We start from the raw sequence: 15,742 nt of genomic DNA on the forward strand, positions 1-15,742 counted from the left end.
ATTCAACCGTCCCGGAACGGGATCGCCGATGATTTTTGCTGCAGTGCCATATTTTCTTCCGTAAAAACGCTCTAGCTTTTGGTCTGCGGGCTCGAGTCTGCTCTCGTTGAAACGGTCGCAAGGGGGGTGCGACCCAATAGGGGTGACTGATAACGTGAACGTTGACGCCAACGTATCCTCGCGGATCAACCTGATGCGCATCGTGCTCATTTCGGGCATCGTGTTCGTCCATATACCGTTTGACCCTGCCAATACGCCGTTCAACGGAACCTACGGTGTCTTCGACTGGCTGCGGGTCTTCCTGAGCGAAGCGCTCTTCCGCGTCGGGGTTCCCTGCCTCAGCGCCATTTCCGGCTACCTGCTGTTTCGCGGCGGGACGGAGGACTTCAACTATGTGAAGACGGTGCGCACGAAAGCGCAGACCGTTTTCCTGCCGTTCCTCATCTGGAACACGGCATTCTTCATCGCCGCGCTTGCGATGCTGAGCGTCGGCATCGGTGACGGCTATGTGGTCAGCCCGTGGACCGCATCGATGCGTGGCCTTCTCAGTCAGCTCTTTGCGGTCGAGGAATTTCCCACCAACATCCCGCTGTACTTCCTGCGCGACCTCTTCGTCTGCATCCTGCTTTCGCCGCTGCTGGCCTGGCTCATCCGGCGGATCCCCCTGCTGACATTGTCGACCTTGTTACTGCTTGCGCTCATTCCGGAAATGTCGCTCCATATCGTGATCAAGCGCTCGATCCTCTTCAGCTTCGCATTCGGCATCTATGCGAGCATGTACAAGATCGATATCAAGGCGCTCGACCGCTTTGCACCATTGGGCGTGGCGCTGCTGCTTGCCGCTTCAGGGCTGCTTGCAACCGCGATCTACATGACCGGCCCGTCGATGCCGGACTGGGTGGAGCTGTGCCGCAACGCGCTGGCAATCGGCGGGGCCGCCGGATTCTGGATGCTCTCGGCGCTTTTGATCAAGACACCTGTCGGCCAGCGTCTTTCAAAGACCGGAAGCTTGAGCTTCTGGATCTTCTGCGCCCATTATCCGCTGCTTGTCCTGTTCTTCATGGTTTGGGGAAAGACAGGCATCGGCTTTTATCCGCTCTTCTTCTGCGGCTCGCTTCTGGTGCTCTTTCCAGTGCTTGTGCTTTCCAACAGCTTTGTCCGCAGTAACGCGCCGCGCCTTTATGCCGTGCTGACGGGCGGGCGGACTAAACAGAGCTCTCGATCCCCTTCCCGCCGGGATGTCCCGGCAGAATTCGTTCCACAGCAAAGGTGAGACATGACGGCCAAAATCGCCCATGCGCGACTCGTTTGCCAGAGTTTGACGATCGGCGCCACTATCCTCGGAGCCCTTTCTGCCCACGCCCAGCAGGCAACGGGCAAATCCTTCGTGGATGATTTCGACAAGATCGACCGAAGCGTCTGGTTCGTTTCCGACGGCTGGAACAACGGCGCCCACCAGAACTGCACATGGTCGAAAAACCAGGTGAAGGCTGAGGGCGGCATGCTGCAGCTGACCTTCGCGGAGGGTAAATCCAAGGACCGCAATTATCTCTGCGGCGAGATCCAGACGAAAAAACGCTTCAGCTACGGCACCTATGAAGCGCGCATCAAGTCTGCCACCGGCAAGGGCCTGAACTCTGCCTTCTTCACCTATATCGGCCCTGCCGATAAGCAGCAGCATGACGAAATCGACTTCGAGGTGCTCGGCAAGGACACCTCGAGTGTCCAGGTAAACCAGTACATCAAGGCCAAGGGCGGTAACGAAAAGCTCGTGCCGGTCGGCCAGGCCGCCGATCAGGGCTTCAACGACTATGCATTCGTCTGGGAGCCCGAAAGGCTTCGCTATTACCTGAACGGCAAGCTTGTCCAGGACGTCACCGATCCGTCGAAGATTCCCCAGAACGCGCAGAAGATCTTCTTCAGCCTTTGGGGAACGGACAAACTTGCGGACTGGATGGGCAAATTCGTCTACACCCAACCCACGACGATGGAAATCGATCGGGTAGCCTACACGGCCCCGGGTGACAAATGCCAGTTCCAGGGTTCGATCGCCTGCACACTCAATTAAGCTTGTTGAAACCGCCGAACCATTGCACAGCACGAAACGGACTCCGGTGACAGCCGGGATAGCGCAAGGAGTATTGATGCTCAAAGTCCTCTATCTGGCGCACGATCTGGCCGATCCTGCCGTGCGCCGCCGTGTGCTGATGTTGACGGAAGGAGGCGCCTCGGTGACGCTTTGCGGCTTCCGGCGAGGCGAAAACGCGCTTGCAGCCGTCAACGGTCTCACGCCGGTCGAACTTGGCCGAACCGCCGATGCCAAATTCGGCCAGCGGATGGCCGCTGTTGCAAGGGCGGTCGCCGGTCTGCGGGGCCTGCTGAGCGGTGTCGAACGGCCGGACGTGATCATCGGGCGCAATCTGGAATCGCTTGCAGTCGCCGAACGGGCAAGCCACCTCTTCGGCGGCGTGCCGATCGTCTACGAATGCCTCGACATCCATCGCCTGCTCGTCAATGACGGCATAACCGGCAGGCTGGTCCGCCGCGCCGAAGCCTATTTCGGGCGGGATGCGAAACTGATCCTGACGAGTTCGCCCGCCTTCATCGCGAACTACTTCGTTCCGCGCTCGGCTCTCAAGGCGCCTATCATGCTTGTCGAAAACAAGGTGCTGGCGCTTGACGGCATGCCGCAAGCCCAGATCCGCTTGCCCCCGAACGAGGGCGAGCCCTGGAAAATCGGCTGGTTCGGGGCGCTGCGCTGTCGCAAGTCGTTGCAATTGCTCGCCGATTTTTCCAACAGGATGAACGGCCGTGTCCGCATCGTGCTGCGCGGCCGGCCGGCCTATTCCGAATTCGAGGACTTCGACACCTTCGTCGCCAATCAGCCCTACCTGAGCTTCGAGGGGCCATATAAGAACCCGGAAGACCTGCCGGCGATCTACAGCGACGTCCATTTCTCCTGGGCGATCGATTTCTTCGAGGAGGGTCTCAATTCCGCCTGGCTGCTTCCCAACCGGGTCTATGAAGGTTGCCTGCATGGCAGCGTTCCCATTGCACTTGCAGGCACCGAGACGGCTCGCTTCCTGTCCCGCAAGAATATTGGCCTTACGCTGCACGACGCCTCTGTCGAAAGCCTTGAAGCGCTTTTCCAGGAACTGGCCGGTGAACGTTATGGCGCACTCGCTGCGGCAGTCGCCGCCGAAGATCGGAAGAGCTGGCTGGCCGACCGCAGCGATTGTCGCGCCCTGGTAGAAAATCTGTCCCGCCTTGTGCCGTCGGCCCCCGAAACGCACACGGCCGATGCCTCTAACCCCGCAACCGCAGTTCCAGAAGGGTCGACTGCAATGAAGACTGATGTTTGTTCCAGCGTCGCCAGCCTTATCATCATTCCTTGCCTGAACGAGGCAAAGCATATCAAGCCCTTGATCGAAAAACTGGGCTCCGCGCTTGATCAGTTGAACGCCCGCATCGTCGTCGCAGACGGCGGAAGCACCGACGGCACGCGTGAGATCGTCGGCCGTATCAGCAAAACGGACCCGCGCATCATCCTGCTCGACAACCCTGGCCGCATCCAGAGTGCAGCCATCAATCTCGCGGTCAAGACCTTCGGGCGCGATTATGAATACCTGATCCGCATCGACGCCCACGGCGACTATCCGGCAGATTACTGCCAGCGGCTCGTCGAAGAGGCCGAGCTTACTCAGGCGGATTCGGTCGTCGTCGCCATGGAGACGATCGGATTCGGCATGTTCCAGAAGGCCACCGCTTTCGCGCAGAACTCCAAACTCGGCAATGGCGGCTCCAAGCATCGCGAGGGAGCCAAGGGCCATTGGACCGATCACGGCCACCATGCGCTGATGCGCATCGCAGCCTTCGAGACCGTCGGCGGCTACGATGAAACATTCAGTCATAATGAGGACGCGGAATTGGATTACCGTCTGAAAAAGGCGGGCTTTGGCATCTGGATGACCGACAAGACGCGGATGATCTACTATCCAAGATCAACCGTTGGAACGCTTTTCCGGCAATATCTCGGCTATGGCCGGGGCCGTGCGAAGAACATCCTCAAGCACGGCAGCATGCCGAACCTTCGCCAGATGCTGCCGCTCGCGGTGGTGCCTGTCTTTATCGGCGCGTTTCTGGCCGTGCTGAGCTGGATTGCGGTTATTCCGTTCAGCCTCTGGGCCGTTGCCTGCGTCGGCTACGGTTTCTGGATGGCGGTCGGCCAGCGCAATCCATACGGGCCGCTTGCCGCGCTCTCGGCCATGGTGATGCATTTCGCCTGGTCGGCCGGATTCTGGATGGAGCTCCTGAGCTTCCGCAACCGCAAGGCGTCTTGATGAAGGACCAAGGCATGCAGATCGATATCGGCGTTTGTACCTATCGCCGCGCCTCGTTGGACAAGGCGCTGCTTTCGCTTGGCGTGCTTGCTGTTCCTGAAAACGTCACCCTGCGCATCATCGTTGCCGACAATGACTTGACGGCGAGCGCCCAGGAGCGCGTCGACGCGCTCCGCCAGGCGATCCCGCACGAGATCGCCTATGTGCACTGCCCGGCATCGAACATCTCGATTGCCCGCAACGCCTGCCTCGAAAATGCCACGGGCGAATTCCTGGCCTTCATCGACGACGATGAGGATGCTTCGGAAAACTGGCTGGTAGAACTGCTGAATGCGGCAAAAAAGACCGGCGCCGATGCAGTCCTCGGCCCGGTCCGCAGCGTCTATGCATCGACCGCTCCAGCCTGGATGCGCGAAGGTGATTTTCATTCGACGCTGCCGGTCTGGGTGGGCGAGGAAATTCGCACGGGCTACACCTGCAACGTGCTGCTCAATCTCGGCTCCGAACATGTGAAGGGCCGCCGCTTCAATCTGGCGCTTGGAAAGTCGGGCGGCGAAGACACCGAATTCTTCAGCCATATGCACCGGGACGGAGGACGCATCGCCTATGCTCCCGAAGCCTATGTCTATGAGGCGGTGCCGGAACAACGGGCAGAGCTTTCGTGGCTTGCCAAACGCCGTTTCCGTTTCGGCCAGACCCATGGACGTCTGCTGCAGGAAAGGCATCAGGGCCTCAACCGCCTGAAACAGATCGGGCTTGCCACCGCAAAGGCAGGCTATTGCCTGGGCGTGGCACTCGTCTGTATCCTTGTGCCCGTTCCACGCTATCGCTACGCGCTTCGCGGCATGATGCATCTCGGCGTCGTTAGCGGCCTGCTCGGCGTGCGCGAAATTCGCCAGTATGGCGCAGCAGAGGGGACTGCATGACGAAGGAGCAGCCGGACATCAGCTTCATCATGGCTGCCTATAACGCAGCTGAAACGCTTTCGAAGGCGATCGAAAGCGCGCTGGCGCAGACCGGCGTGACCGTCGAGGTCATTGTTGCAGACGATTGCTCGGGCGATGGCACGCGCGAGGTGGCCAAAAGCTATCTTCAAAGGAATGTCCGTCTGCTTACGCTCGAAAGGAACGGCGGACCGGCCGCAGCGCGCAACGCAGCCATTGCCGCGGCAACGGGGCGGTGGCTTGCCGTGCTCGATTCCGACGACGCGATCGAACCGGGGCGGCTGGCCAGACTGATTGCCCGCGCCGAGAAAGCTGGTGCGCAGATCGCGGTCGACAATCTGCGGGTGATCCGCGCCGACGGCACGCCGCCGGAAACGATGTTTTCCGAAGGCGCGCTGGCAGCCATGCCGGAACTGACGCTGGCCGATTTCATTCGCTCCAATGCTCTTTTCCAGACGACCCATAATTTCGGCTATCTCAAGCCTGTTTTCGAACGAGCCTTCATCGAGCGGCACGCACTGCGCTTCGACGAAAATCTGCGGATCGGCGAGGACTATGTATTCCTCGCCTCTGCGCTGGCGCTTGGGGCGCGCTGCGTGGTCGAGCCCGTTGCGGGCTATGACTACAATATCCGCGAGGGTTCCATCTCCCGGGTGCTGGAACTGCGGCATATCGAGGCGATGATGGAGGCCGACAGGGTCTTCCTTGGCAAGCACACGCTCGATGTGGAGGCCGTGTCTGCGCAGCAGTTCCGAACACGGAGCCTGCGGCAGGCAAGATCGTTCCTCCTGCTTGTCGACAGCATCAAGAACAGGTCGATCTCCGGCACGATCAAGGCGGCATGGAGCGATCCGGTCGCGCTGCGCCACCTCAAGATGCCGATCGCTGTCCGCATCAACAGATTGGCCGCGGCATTGCGCAATCTCGCCGGCCTCAAGACAGACATTCAAACGTTCGGCAGCGCGCCGCGCTCGCCCAAAGGATGACCTCATGAACCAACGAAACCTGACCCTGCACAGCACGGTACCGAAAGCGTCCGACGATTCCGACAGCTTCATCGATATCGATCGGCTGATTGCGATCCTGTCTCGCCGCGCCGGTTCGATCGCGCTTTGCGTCGTCGCGTTCGTGGCGCTTGCTGCCATCTATCTGATCCTTTCGACACCCGTCTACACATCGATGACGCAGATCCTGCTCGATGACAGCATGACCAAATATGCCGAGGACGAGGCGCCTGCCGCCAGCGCCCAGCAGGTGGACATGCAGATCGCGAGCGCCGTCGAGATTCTGAAGTCGAACGAGCTGGCGCTGAGCGTGGTCGATGCTCAAAACCTCTCCGAGAACGCGACCATCCTCGATCCCGGGCAGTCGCCCGTCGAACTGGTGAAATCCGGGGTGAAAATCATTGCCAGCGCCCTGACACCGGGCGGGCCGCCGGCTTCGGAGGAGAATGCCCGCAATGGCCGCCGTCAGAAGGCCGCGGCCATGCTGCAGCAGGCACTGAGCGTGGAACGCGTTTCGCGCAGTTCGGTGATCGCCGTCGCCTTCCGCTCGACGGACCAGATGCTGGCGGCAAGGGTGACGAAAGCCTATGCAGACGCCTATCTGAACGACCAGCTCAACGCGAATTTCGACGCAACGGAACGCGCCTCCGTCTGGTTGCAGGAACGTCTTGCCGACCTGCGCGACCGTTCGCAGCAGGCTGCGCTCGAAGTCGCAAAGTTCAAGACCGAAAACGGCCTGACGTCGGCGAACGGCGAACTGATGTCCGAGCAGCAGCTTGCCGACCTCAACAAGCAGCTCATCGTCGCGCAGGCTGATGCGGCCAGCGCCTCGGCCCGCTACAGCCAGTTCAAGTCGATTGTCGATCAGGGTCCGGAAGGTGCGGTCAACAACGCGGCAATTTCCTCCGGCCAGACCGACAATTCCGTGATCCAGGACCTGCGCACCCGTTATATCGGGGTCACCCGCCGCGAGCAGGAGATCACCACCAATTTCGGTGCCGACCATCCGCAGGCCGTGCAGCTGCGCACGGAAAAGGAAGACCTGACGCGCCAGATCTTCCAGGAACTCCAGCAGCTCACCTCCAGCTACCGCAACGAGTTCGAGGTCGCCAAATCGCGTGAGGAATCGCTTCGGGAAAACATCCGGCATCTGACCGGAAAGAACTCCGAATCCGACAAGTCGATCGTCAAGCTCAACGATCTCGAACAGCGGGCAACCGCGTTGAAGACGCTCTATGAGGCCTATCTCGGTCGTTACGAGGAAGCTGCACAGCAGCAGTCCTTCCCGATCGCCAAGGCGCGTGTGATTTCCGAAGCCGGTATCCCGACGTCACCGTCGAGCCCGAAGAAGACGATGACGCTTGGTCTGGCGATCGTCCTCGGCCTGATGGCTGGCGCCGCGCTGACGGCATTCCAGGAATTCCGCGAGCGCTTCTTCCGCGTCGAGGGTGACGTTCGCTCCATCCTCGGCCTGAAGTTCCTCGGCTATCTGCCGCTGGTCGGCAAGTTGCCGAAGGAGCGCAAGGTCTTCCAGCCGCGCAAGACCCCGCTGCCACAGGCCGCAGAAGTGCTCGAAGACGGCGCCAGTTTCGAACGCATCATGCGTATCGTTCTTGAAGCGCCCCGCTCGATCTTTGCCGAAACGCTACGCAACGCCAAGCTTGCAAGCGACGTCATGTTCCAGGGAAAGAGCGACCGCGTCATCGGCGTCATCTCCGCCCTTCCAGGCGAAGGCAAGTCGACGACGGCGGCCAACTTCGCAGCACTGCTTGCCTCAAGCGGCAAGCGCACGTTGCTGATCGACGCCGACCTTCGCAACCCGGGCCTGACGCGCATGCTGAAGACCCCGCCGCAGCATGGACTGGTCGAAGCGGTGCTCGGCGAAGTGCCGTGGGCAAGCGCCGTCAGGGTCGACAGCCACACCAAGCTTGCGATCCTGCCGGTCGTTTCGAACGACAACCTGATGCACACCAGCGAGCTTCTTGCCTCGCAGGGCATGTTCAATTTGATGGAAAATGCCCGCAAGATGTTCGACTACATCGTCGTCGACCTTGCACCGCTCGGCCCGGTCATCGACGCGAAGGCCTTCGCGCCTCAGGTCGATGGCTTCCTGTTCGTGACGGAATGGGGCCAGACGCCGACCAACATGGTGCGCGATATCGTCAATGCCGAACCGCAGATCAAGCAGAAGATCCTGGGCGTCATCCTCAACAAGACGGATATGTCCGAGCTCTCCAAATTCAGCAACTTCGGCGGAGCGGAACGCTACCACCACAAGTATGTCAGCTATTACACGCCGGAAATTCCCCCGAAGCGGCAGTCTGCCGAAGCCTGATCAGGTGGAGAAGAGGTGAACCCGACCCCGCCAGAGGCGGGCGACGGTCAACCGCCCGCTCTTGAATGCCCGCGTGTCCAGATTGAGTCGCCGCGGCTGAATGTCCGGCTCGCTGCAGGGCGTGTGGCCATGAACGACAAGCTTCGGCAGCGGGATGCCGCTGTCGAGAAACCGCTCGCGGATGAAGACGAGGTCATCGTCGCTTTGCTTGTCGATCGTAAGGCTGGGGTCGATCCCGGCATGGACGAACAAAACCTCCGGTGTATCGACGAGGATCGGCAGCGCCCGCATGAAGTCGATATGCTGGCGCGGCAGCGATTGGCGGATGAAGCCATCAAGCTTCGAGGCCGTCGGAAAGATCAGCGGCAGGTGCTCGGCGTCGAGGCCATAGGAGCGCAGCAGCGAATCGGCGCCCATGCGCATCCATTCGGAAAACGAGATCTTTCCGTCGATATAGTCGAGCATCATGATTTCGTGGTTGCCGGTCAGGCAGATGCGGTCGAAACTTTCCGGCACCGGCCCCATCAGATGGGAGATCACCTGTGCAGATGACGGGCCGCGGTCGATGTAATCGCCAAGCATGATGATGAGCTTGCGCCCGGGCAGGCGTGCTGCATCCCGCACGATCGTATATTCGGCCATCTGCAGAAGATCATGCCGCCCATGGACGTCGCCGACGGCATAGATCGGCCTGTCGCCGGGATCGAGCTGGAGGCGTTGCCGGGCGGGCGATAGCATCATGGGAACCTCCTGGTCATCTTCGATGGATGAGCCATAATCAATCCTGTGCCTGACTGAAAGCTGCGCCGTGGACAATTGGAAGGTTTGCGGGATGGTCAGGCATGGCCATCTCTATCAAGCTGGTAAGAAAATTCAAACTGCACCGGTTTTGTAGAAAAACCGGCCTTATCATCGAGGCTGCGATCCATCACTTCTATCATTATCGAACAAGAGTACGATCGATGGGAACCGTATCGCAATTTCACGACCGGGCGCGGCCGGTCGCACGGCGCATCGGAAGCGAGGAAGAGGCGATCAGCACGGCCCGCACCCTTGCCGCCGCCTTTCAGCGCCAGTCGAGCGAGCGCGACATCAATCGAATCCTGCCCTATCAGGAAATCGACGCCCTCTCGCAATCCGGCCTTGGCGCGATCACCGTTCCGCCCGAATATGAAGGACTGGACGTTGGCAATTCGCTGCTCGCCGAAATCGTTGCGATTATCGCTGAAGGCGATCCCTCGATCGGGGAGTTCCTGGAAGTCCACTTTTCGGTACTCGACGGACTTCGGCAGCAGGCTGGCGAAGAGCTGCAGCGCGCCCTTTATGCGCGCGTACTTGAAGGCGATCGTTTTGCTGCGGCCGCTTTTCCCGATGCTGCCGCAGTCGGTTCCCGCGCTCTCGGGTATCGACTGAATGGCCGCAGCACGTCGTCGCCGGCGGTGCTCTTTTCCGATTGGATCGCGATCGGAATTGACCAGACGGTGCTCTACCTCCCCTCCGACAAGGAAGGCCTTCAGCTCGTCGATGATTGGGACGGCCTTGGGCAGCGCACCAACGGCACAGCCGCCATCGTGGCCAGCGACTTGCACGTGGAGGGGAATGTTGTCGCGCTTGCCGCGCATGCGCCATCGGCGATCGGCGAGCTGCTGCATGCGGCCGTCGATCTTGGAATAGCGCGTGCGGTTCTTTCCGCCGATGCCGGCTCAGCGCCGGCTAACGACTTCGGCAAGCTTGCGATCGGCACAGAGACGGTCGCCGCGCTTTTGGAAAGGGCTGGCCGCAAGCTCGACATCGCGCAGATCAACATCAGCGGCCCGGCGGGCGAAGATGCCTATTTCTGCGCGACTGCCGCGCGCGCCGTCGCAAGCAAGGTGGCAATAGATGCCTCGAACCTGATTTTCGAACTGATGGGGGAAAACACCGCGAGTATCGCGCTCAATCTCGACCGCCATTGGCGCAACGCCCGCATCCGTGCGCTGAAAACATCCGCCGATGTTCTTCATCGGCGCGCCGCCCGTCATTTGCGCAAGGATCGCTAGGTCAGCCTGCCGCGAAAACGGGCATAGTCTCGTCGCCTCCATCGCCAAGCTTGCCGCCCTTGGCGACGAATTGCTCGAGCGTCATGTTGTCGAGGATATCGGCGATCGCATCGCGCACTTCGGTCATCGAGCGGCGCACATGACAGGTTTCCGGATTCGAACAGTCGTCGCAGGCTTCATAAGCCGTGCGGCTTGCGCAGCGAATGGGAGCGAGCGGCCCGTCGAGCGTGCGGATGACGTGACCGATGCGGATTTCCGAGGCCGGCCGCGACAGTGAATAGCCGCCGCCCGGCCCCTTCTTGGAGCGAAGGATGCCGACATTGCGCAGCTCCAGAAGGATCGTATCGAGGAACTTTTTCGGGATATTGTTGCGTGCGGCGACATCGTTGATGAAGGCGGTTTCCCCCGGCGCCAGACGCGCCAGATCAACCAGGGCCTTCAATCCGTATTTTCCCTTTTTGGTCAGCATTTACGATCGCCCCGCAGATCCGCGCGCTGCTTTCTTCTATCCATGCAAATAGCGTCGAAAGCATGAAGACACAAGAAATAGCTATTATTTATATAGGTTAACTTTAACATCATGGCTCTCCTCAAAAATCATGATCTTGCCTTTAAGAGTTTCGGTGCAATAATTTTCGCCGGCTTCAAGCTGGAATTGAAAATCGGCCGATGGAAACGCTTGCCAACCTTGAATCCTTCGTACGCAGCGCCGAACTCGGCAGCTTCTCGGCTGCCGCGCGCAGGCTTTCGGTCACACCGGCTGCCGTCAGCCGGAACGTCGCAACGCTGGAAACCAGGCTTGGCGTCCGGCTTTTCCAACGCAGCACCCGTAAGCTGACATTGACAGAAGCCGGTGAGCGCTTCCTTTTTGCCATCCGCGGCAATCTCGAGAGCCTGCAGGAGGCGATCGCAGATGTCTCGGCAGATCGCGGCGAACCGTCCGGTATCTTGAAAGTCAGCATGAGCCCGACTTTCGGCCTCACTTATATCCTTCCGCTGTTGCCGGGCTTTGTCGCGCGTTATCCGCAGATCCGGCCGGAATGGATATTTGAGAACCGGCAGGTCGACCTGATCGCCGAAGGTTACGATGCGGCAATCGGCGGCGGTTTCGAGCTGACGCCCGGCGTCGTAGCCCGTACACTTGCACCCGCGCACCTGATCGCTGTCGCCTCTCCATCCTATATGCACGACCGCACCCCACCTGCCGATCCAGCCGGCCTTTCCGCTTTCGACGGCATCGTCATGCGCTCGATGCGCACCGGACGCATCCGCCATTGGCAGATGCGCAATGCCGCAGGCGAGGAGATTGCTGGAGGGCCGCGGGAAAAGATCGTCCTCAACGATCCCGCCGCCATGTGCCGCGCAGCAGTCCTGGGCCTTGGGGTGGCGCTGATTGCAAAACCCGACGCCCTGCCCTGTCTCGAAAGCGGCGAACTCGTCCGGCTCATCCCGCAATGGTATGCCGATGCCGGACTGATCTCGCTCTATTATCCCAGCCGTTCCCTTCTTCCCGCAAAGACCCGCGTCTTCGTGAATTTCATCACCGAGGAATTCCGGGCTCAGAAGCTTTCCGCTCGCTTTGCGGGCAGCCTGGGCTGAACAGTCGCTCAGGCTTTTCTAAACGCTTTCAAGAAACAGCGGATGCCCGATGCCGACAATCAAGTGGGGCCACATGGCTATCCAATTGACAGATATCCTACAAGTGGATATGTCTATCGGTATTCGGAACTCACGCAGGAGCGGGATCGGCATGGCGCTTAAGACGATGAAGCCTCTGACGCGGGCGCCTCTGCTGCACGTCTCGGTGCAAGAGAGCCTTCGCGCCTATATTGCCGACAACGGCCTTGCGCCGGGAACTCTGCTGCCGGCCGAGGGAGAGCTTGCAAGCCAACTCGGCGTCAGCCGCAATTCGTTGCGCGAGGGCATCAAGGCGCTGGAGTCGCTTGGCGTTCTGGAATCGCGGCGCGGTGTCGGCATCTTCGTGAAGGCCTTCTCCTTCGAGCCACTGCTCGACAACCTGGCTTACGGGCTCGGCGGCGCGCTTCGCCAGATCGAGGAAGTCCTCGAGATCCGCCGCACGCTCGAAGTCGGTCTGATCGGCAAGACGCTGGAGATGATCAGCGACGAGGATATCGCCGAGCTGCGTGCGACGGTCAACAGGATGCGTCTTTATGCCGAGCGCGGCCAGTCATTTGCCGAAGACGACCAGCTCTTCCACCGCCTGCTTTTCCGCTGCCAGAACAACGAGACGCTCGTGCGGCTGATCGATGTCTTCTGGCTGGCTTTTTACAAGGCGTCCGACTTCGTCAATCTCGACAATGTCGATCCCATGGCCACCTGGAGGGACCACGAGGCGATCGTCGATGCGGTGGAAGCAAAGAACCTGGAGGAAGCGCGCATGCGCCTGGATCGCCATTATGCCGGCATCTCCCGGGTGATTGCAAATAACAAGACAAGTTCAAATGTGGGAGGAACACAATGAAACGACTGTCCAGACTATCGGCCATCGCGCTCGCCGCGATGATGGCAACGACCGCCATTCCAGCTTTCACACCGCCGGCTGAAGCAGCGACCCTTTCCGGCGGCTTCGACGTCGGCCCCGGCGGCTTTCAGGGCAATTTCAATCCGCTGGCAGCGACCGCGGGCTTCACCTGGCTCAGTATCTATTTCGAGCCGCTCGTTGCCTATGACGATAAGCTGCAGAAGGTCGTCGGCGTACTGGCCTCGTCTTATGAGGTCAGCGACGACCAGAAGACCTACACCTTCAAGCTCGCGGATGCGAAGTGGCATGACGGCAAGTCCTTCACGGCCAAGGATGCGAAATTCACCATTGAACTGGCGATGAATGCCAAGACGGGCTCGGTGCTTGCCGCCCGCCTCAAGCCGGTTTCCGCGGTCGAGGCACCCGACGACCATACGCTCGTCGTCAAGCTGAGCGCACCGAGCGCCAGTGTCCTGGATACGATGACCAAGGTGATGATGCTGCCCGAGCACGCGCTCGCCACCATCCCCGCCGATCAGCTTGCAAAGAGCACCTGGTGGTCGACGTCGCCGATCGGTACCGGCCCGTTCAAGTTCACCAAATACGTCGCCGACCAATATGTAGAGCTCGCTGCCAACATCGAATATCGCGGCGGCAAGCCGGCGCTGGAAAGGGTGATCAATCGCTATTTCGCCGATCCGGCGGCAGCGATCGCTGCGCTGCGGTCGGGTGAAATCCAGTTCACCTATGTCGATTCCAACGACGTGCCGACCTTCAAGGACGACAAATCCTTCAAGGTCATCGAAGGCAATTCCTTCGTCGTCAACTATCTGGGCTTCAACCACGATTCGCCGATCTGGAAGGACGTGCGCGTCCGTCAGGCGGTGATGTATGCCATCAATCGCGACGCCATCATCAAGAGCCTTTACGGCGGCGCTGCGACGCGGGCCAATTGCGCCTATATCGCCGATCGGCTGGTGCCGAAGGATATCGAAGCCTACGCCTACGATCCGCAAAAGGCCAAGGAACTGCTGAAGGAAGCCGGCTGGGACGAGATCAACGGCGCCAAGCCGATCACGCTCCTGACCTACTACACGACGCCGCTTGCGACCAACGTGCTCGCGGCCGTGCAGGCGATGCTCGCCCAGGTCGGCATCAACGTCGTTCCGCGCGCCGTCGATGCGCCGACCTACAACAGCATCGTGCTGAAGGCAGATGCCGACATCTCGCAGTTCCAGATGGTCTATGCCGGCCTGCAAAACGGCCCGGATGCCGGCAGCATCAATCCCGGCCTCAACGAAAAGCAGATTCCGCCGGCAGGCCCGAACGTCGTGCGAGCCCGCATGCCGGATCTGACCTCAGCACTCGATGCTGCCCTTGCCGAAACCGACGCCAGCAAGCGCGATGCCCGCTATCAGCAGGTCTGCAAGGTGATGAACACCGAGTTGCCCTGGGCAACGCTCTGGGTCGCGAACCGCTACGGCGTGGTGTCGACGAAGGTCAAGGATTTCGTCTGGACGCCGGCTCCAGGCGGCGGGCCATATCAGGCCAATCCGCAGCAGTGGTCGATCGCCGAATAAGGCGCTCTTCTTGAACGATCGAGGGTGGCTTCGGCCACCCTCACGGAATGGATTTCCAATGCTCAGATACAGCCTCCGGCGCGTGATCATCGGGATGGGCATGCTCGTTGCCTTGAGCGCGCTGATCTTCCTGCTGCTGCGCCTTGCCCCCGGCGATCCGATCGATGCCTATATCGATCCCAACATCCCCATGTCGTCGTCTGATCTTGCTGAATTGCGCAGCCGGCTCGGGCTCGACCAGACTTTGCCGGTTCAGTATCTCGCATGGCTGCAGCAGGCGCTGGCGGGCAATCTCGGCTACTCGATCAAGCGGCTGGACCAGCCGGTCCTGACCCTCGTGCTTTCGCGCATCGGCCCGACGGTGCTTTTAATGGGCACCGCGCTGGTCATCTCGATCGTCGCCGGGATCGCGACCGGCGTCATCAGCGCCGTGCGGCGCAATTCCCTCGCCGACATTTCCTTTTCGGTCTTCGCGCTTGCCGGCATTTCCAGCCCGGCCTTTCTGAGCGCGCTGATCGGTCTTTACATTTTTTCCGTCCGGCTGAACTGGACGCCGTCGGGCGGCATGCTGACGCCGGGCGAGGCGTTTTCCGTCCTCGATCTCCTGCGGCATCTGATCCTGCCTGCCGCACTGCTCGCCATCGCCCAGGCTGCCTTGATCATGCGCTACATGCGCGCCTCGATGCTCGAAGTCCTCAACCAGGACTACGTGCGCACCGCCCGCGCCAAAGGCGTCGTCGAATTCTGGGTCATCGCCAAGCATGCTCTCAGAAACGCGCTGCTGCCCGTCGTCACGCTGATCGGTTCGACTATCGGCCTTGCGATTGGCGGGGCGATCTTCATCGAAAGCGTCTTCAACTGGCCGGGCATGGGCCTTCTGCTCGTCGATGCCGTGGAGACGCGCGACTATCCCGTCATCATGGGTGCGACGCTCGTCATCGGCACCTGCGTCATCATCGTCAATCTGCTGACCGATATCGCCTATGCGCTTATCGATCCGCGCATCAAGGTGGGTTGA

General features: G+C 60.4%; 13 protein-coding genes and 1 pseudogene. 12 read left to right on the forward strand and 2 right to left on the reverse strand.

The window, feature by feature from the left end; translation table 11 throughout:
• Positions 1-154 precede the first annotated feature (154 nt).
• From AM571_RS15120 to AM571_RS15145, 7 genes and pseudogenes are all read left to right on the forward strand, one after another.
• On the forward strand, positions 155-1,273 hold the full coding sequence (locus AM571_RS15120) for an acyltransferase family protein (protein WP_074063263.1): 1,119 nt from the start codon (positions 155-157) through the stop codon (positions 1,271-1,273).
• Between the two features lie 3 nt (positions 1,274-1,276).
• Entirely contained in the window at positions 1,277-2,068 is a 792-nt protein-coding gene (locus tag AM571_RS15125) for a glycoside hydrolase family 16 protein (protein ID WP_074062115.1), read from the forward strand.
• A 76-nt stretch (positions 2,069-2,144) separates the two neighbouring features.
• Positions 2,145-3,281 (forward strand): annotated as a pseudogene (locus AM571_RS38365) (glycosyltransferase); the annotation flags it as partial.
• A gap of 63 nt (positions 3,282-3,344) precedes the next feature.
• Entirely contained in the window at positions 3,345-4,340 is a 996-nt protein-coding gene (locus AM571_RS36955; protein ID WP_074063264.1) for a glycosyltransferase family 2 protein, read from the forward strand.
• A 14-nt stretch (positions 4,341-4,354) separates the two neighbouring features.
• Entirely contained in the window at positions 4,355-5,266 is a 912-nt protein-coding gene (locus AM571_RS15135; RefSeq protein WP_420493355.1) for a glycosyltransferase, read from the forward strand.
• Positions 5,263-6,270, forward strand: a complete 1,008-nt coding sequence (locus AM571_RS15140) for a glycosyltransferase family 2 protein (RefSeq protein WP_074062117.1) — start codon at positions 5,263-5,265, stop codon at positions 6,268-6,270. The genes AM571_RS15135 and AM571_RS15140 overlap by 4 nt, the downstream gene beginning before the upstream one ends.
• 4 nt (positions 6,271-6,274) lie before the next feature.
• Entirely contained in the window at positions 6,275-8,623 is a 2,349-nt protein-coding gene (locus AM571_RS15145) for a polysaccharide biosynthesis tyrosine autokinase (protein ID WP_074062118.1), read from the forward strand.
• Here the strand turns inward: AM571_RS15145 and AM571_RS15150 are convergent, their stop codons facing one another.
• Positions 8,624-9,361: a metallophosphoesterase gene (locus AM571_RS15150; protein WP_074063265.1), complete on the reverse strand. Its 738-nt coding sequence runs from the start codon at positions 9,359-9,361 to the stop codon at positions 8,624-8,626. It lies immediately after the preceding gene.
• Between the two features lie 224 nt (positions 9,362-9,585).
• Between AM571_RS15150 and AM571_RS15155 the strand changes: the two genes are divergently transcribed.
• Positions 9,586-10,662 (forward strand): acyl-CoA dehydrogenase family protein, encoded by a 1,077-nt coding sequence (locus AM571_RS15155; protein ID WP_074063266.1) that lies wholly within the window; start codon positions 9,586-9,588, stop codon positions 10,660-10,662.
• Position 10,663: 1 nt separating this feature from the next.
• Here AM571_RS15155 and AM571_RS15160 read toward each other — a convergent pair whose 3' ends face one another.
• A complete protein-coding gene (locus AM571_RS15160; RefSeq protein ID WP_074062119.1) occupies positions 10,664-11,131 on the reverse strand; it encodes an RrF2 family transcriptional regulator in 468 nt (155 codons plus the stop codon).
• 200 nt (positions 11,132-11,331) lie between these two features.
• On the opposite strand from AM571_RS15160, the gene AM571_RS15165 reads away from it, so the two are divergent.
• From AM571_RS15165 to AM571_RS15180, 4 genes are all read left to right on the forward strand, one after another.
• The gene (locus AM571_RS15165) at positions 11,332-12,261 is read left to right on the forward strand and encodes a LysR family transcriptional regulator (RefSeq protein WP_074062120.1); all 930 of its coding nucleotides are present in this window, start codon (positions 11,332-11,334) and stop codon (positions 12,259-12,261) included.
• A 151-nt stretch (positions 12,262-12,412) separates the two neighbouring features.
• A complete protein-coding gene (locus tag AM571_RS15170; RefSeq protein WP_074062121.1) occupies positions 12,413-13,144 on the forward strand; it encodes a FadR/GntR family transcriptional regulator in 732 nt (243 codons plus the stop codon).
• Complete coding sequence (locus AM571_RS15175; RefSeq protein WP_074062122.1) at positions 13,141-14,724, forward strand: ABC transporter substrate-binding protein; 1,584 nt, start codon at positions 13,141-13,143, stop codon at positions 14,722-14,724. The genes AM571_RS15170 and AM571_RS15175 overlap by 4 nt, the downstream gene beginning before the upstream one ends.
• A gap of 58 nt (positions 14,725-14,782) precedes the next feature.
• Positions 14,783-15,742: an ABC transporter permease gene (locus AM571_RS15180; protein ID WP_074062123.1), complete on the forward strand. Its 960-nt coding sequence runs from the start codon at positions 14,783-14,785 to the stop codon at positions 15,740-15,742.

The sequence above is a fragment of the Rhizobium etli 8C-3 genome, assembly GCF_001908375.1.
Classification (GTDB): Bacteria; Pseudomonadota; Alphaproteobacteria; order Rhizobiales; family Rhizobiaceae; genus Rhizobium; species Rhizobium etli_B.

Bases quoted from the DNA above. Each gene is read 5' to 3' on its own strand.
- AM571_RS15155 (WP_074063266.1), top strand. From the start codon at position 9,586: ATGGGAACCGTATCGCAATTTCACGACCGGGCGCGGCCGGTCGCACGG.
- AM571_RS15170 (WP_074062121.1), top strand. From the start codon at position 12,413: ATGGCGCTTAAGACGATGAAGCCTCTGACGCGGGCGCCTCTGCTGCAC.
- AM571_RS15140 (WP_074062117.1), top strand. From the start codon at position 5,263: ATGACGAAGGAGCAGCCGGACATCAGCTTCATCATGGCTGCCTATAAC.
- AM571_RS15145 (WP_074062118.1), top strand. From the start codon at position 6,275: ATGAACCAACGAAACCTGACCCTGCACAGCACGGTACCGAAAGCGTCC.
- AM571_RS15175 (WP_074062122.1), top strand. From the start codon at position 13,141: ATGAAACGACTGTCCAGACTATCGGCCATCGCGCTCGCCGCGATGATG.
- AM571_RS15160 (WP_074062119.1), bottom strand. From the start codon at position 11,131: ATGCTGACCAAAAAGGGAAAATACGGATTGAAGGCCCTGGTTGATCTG.
- AM571_RS36955 (WP_074063264.1), top strand. From the start codon at position 3,345: ATGAAGACTGATGTTTGTTCCAGCGTCGCCAGCCTTATCATCATTCCT.
- AM571_RS15165 (WP_074062120.1), top strand. From the start codon at position 11,332: ATGGAAACGCTTGCCAACCTTGAATCCTTCGTACGCAGCGCCGAACTC.
- AM571_RS15180 (WP_074062123.1), top strand. From the start codon at position 14,783: ATGCTCAGATACAGCCTCCGGCGCGTGATCATCGGGATGGGCATGCTC.
- AM571_RS15125 (WP_074062115.1), top strand. From the start codon at position 1,277: ATGACGGCCAAAATCGCCCATGCGCGACTCGTTTGCCAGAGTTTGACG.
- AM571_RS15150 (WP_074063265.1), bottom strand. From the start codon at position 9,361: ATGCTATCGCCCGCCCGGCAACGCCTCCAGCTCGATCCCGGCGACAGG.
- AM571_RS15135 (WP_420493355.1), top strand. From the start codon at position 4,355: ATGCAGATCGATATCGGCGTTTGTACCTATCGCCGCGCCTCGTTGGAC.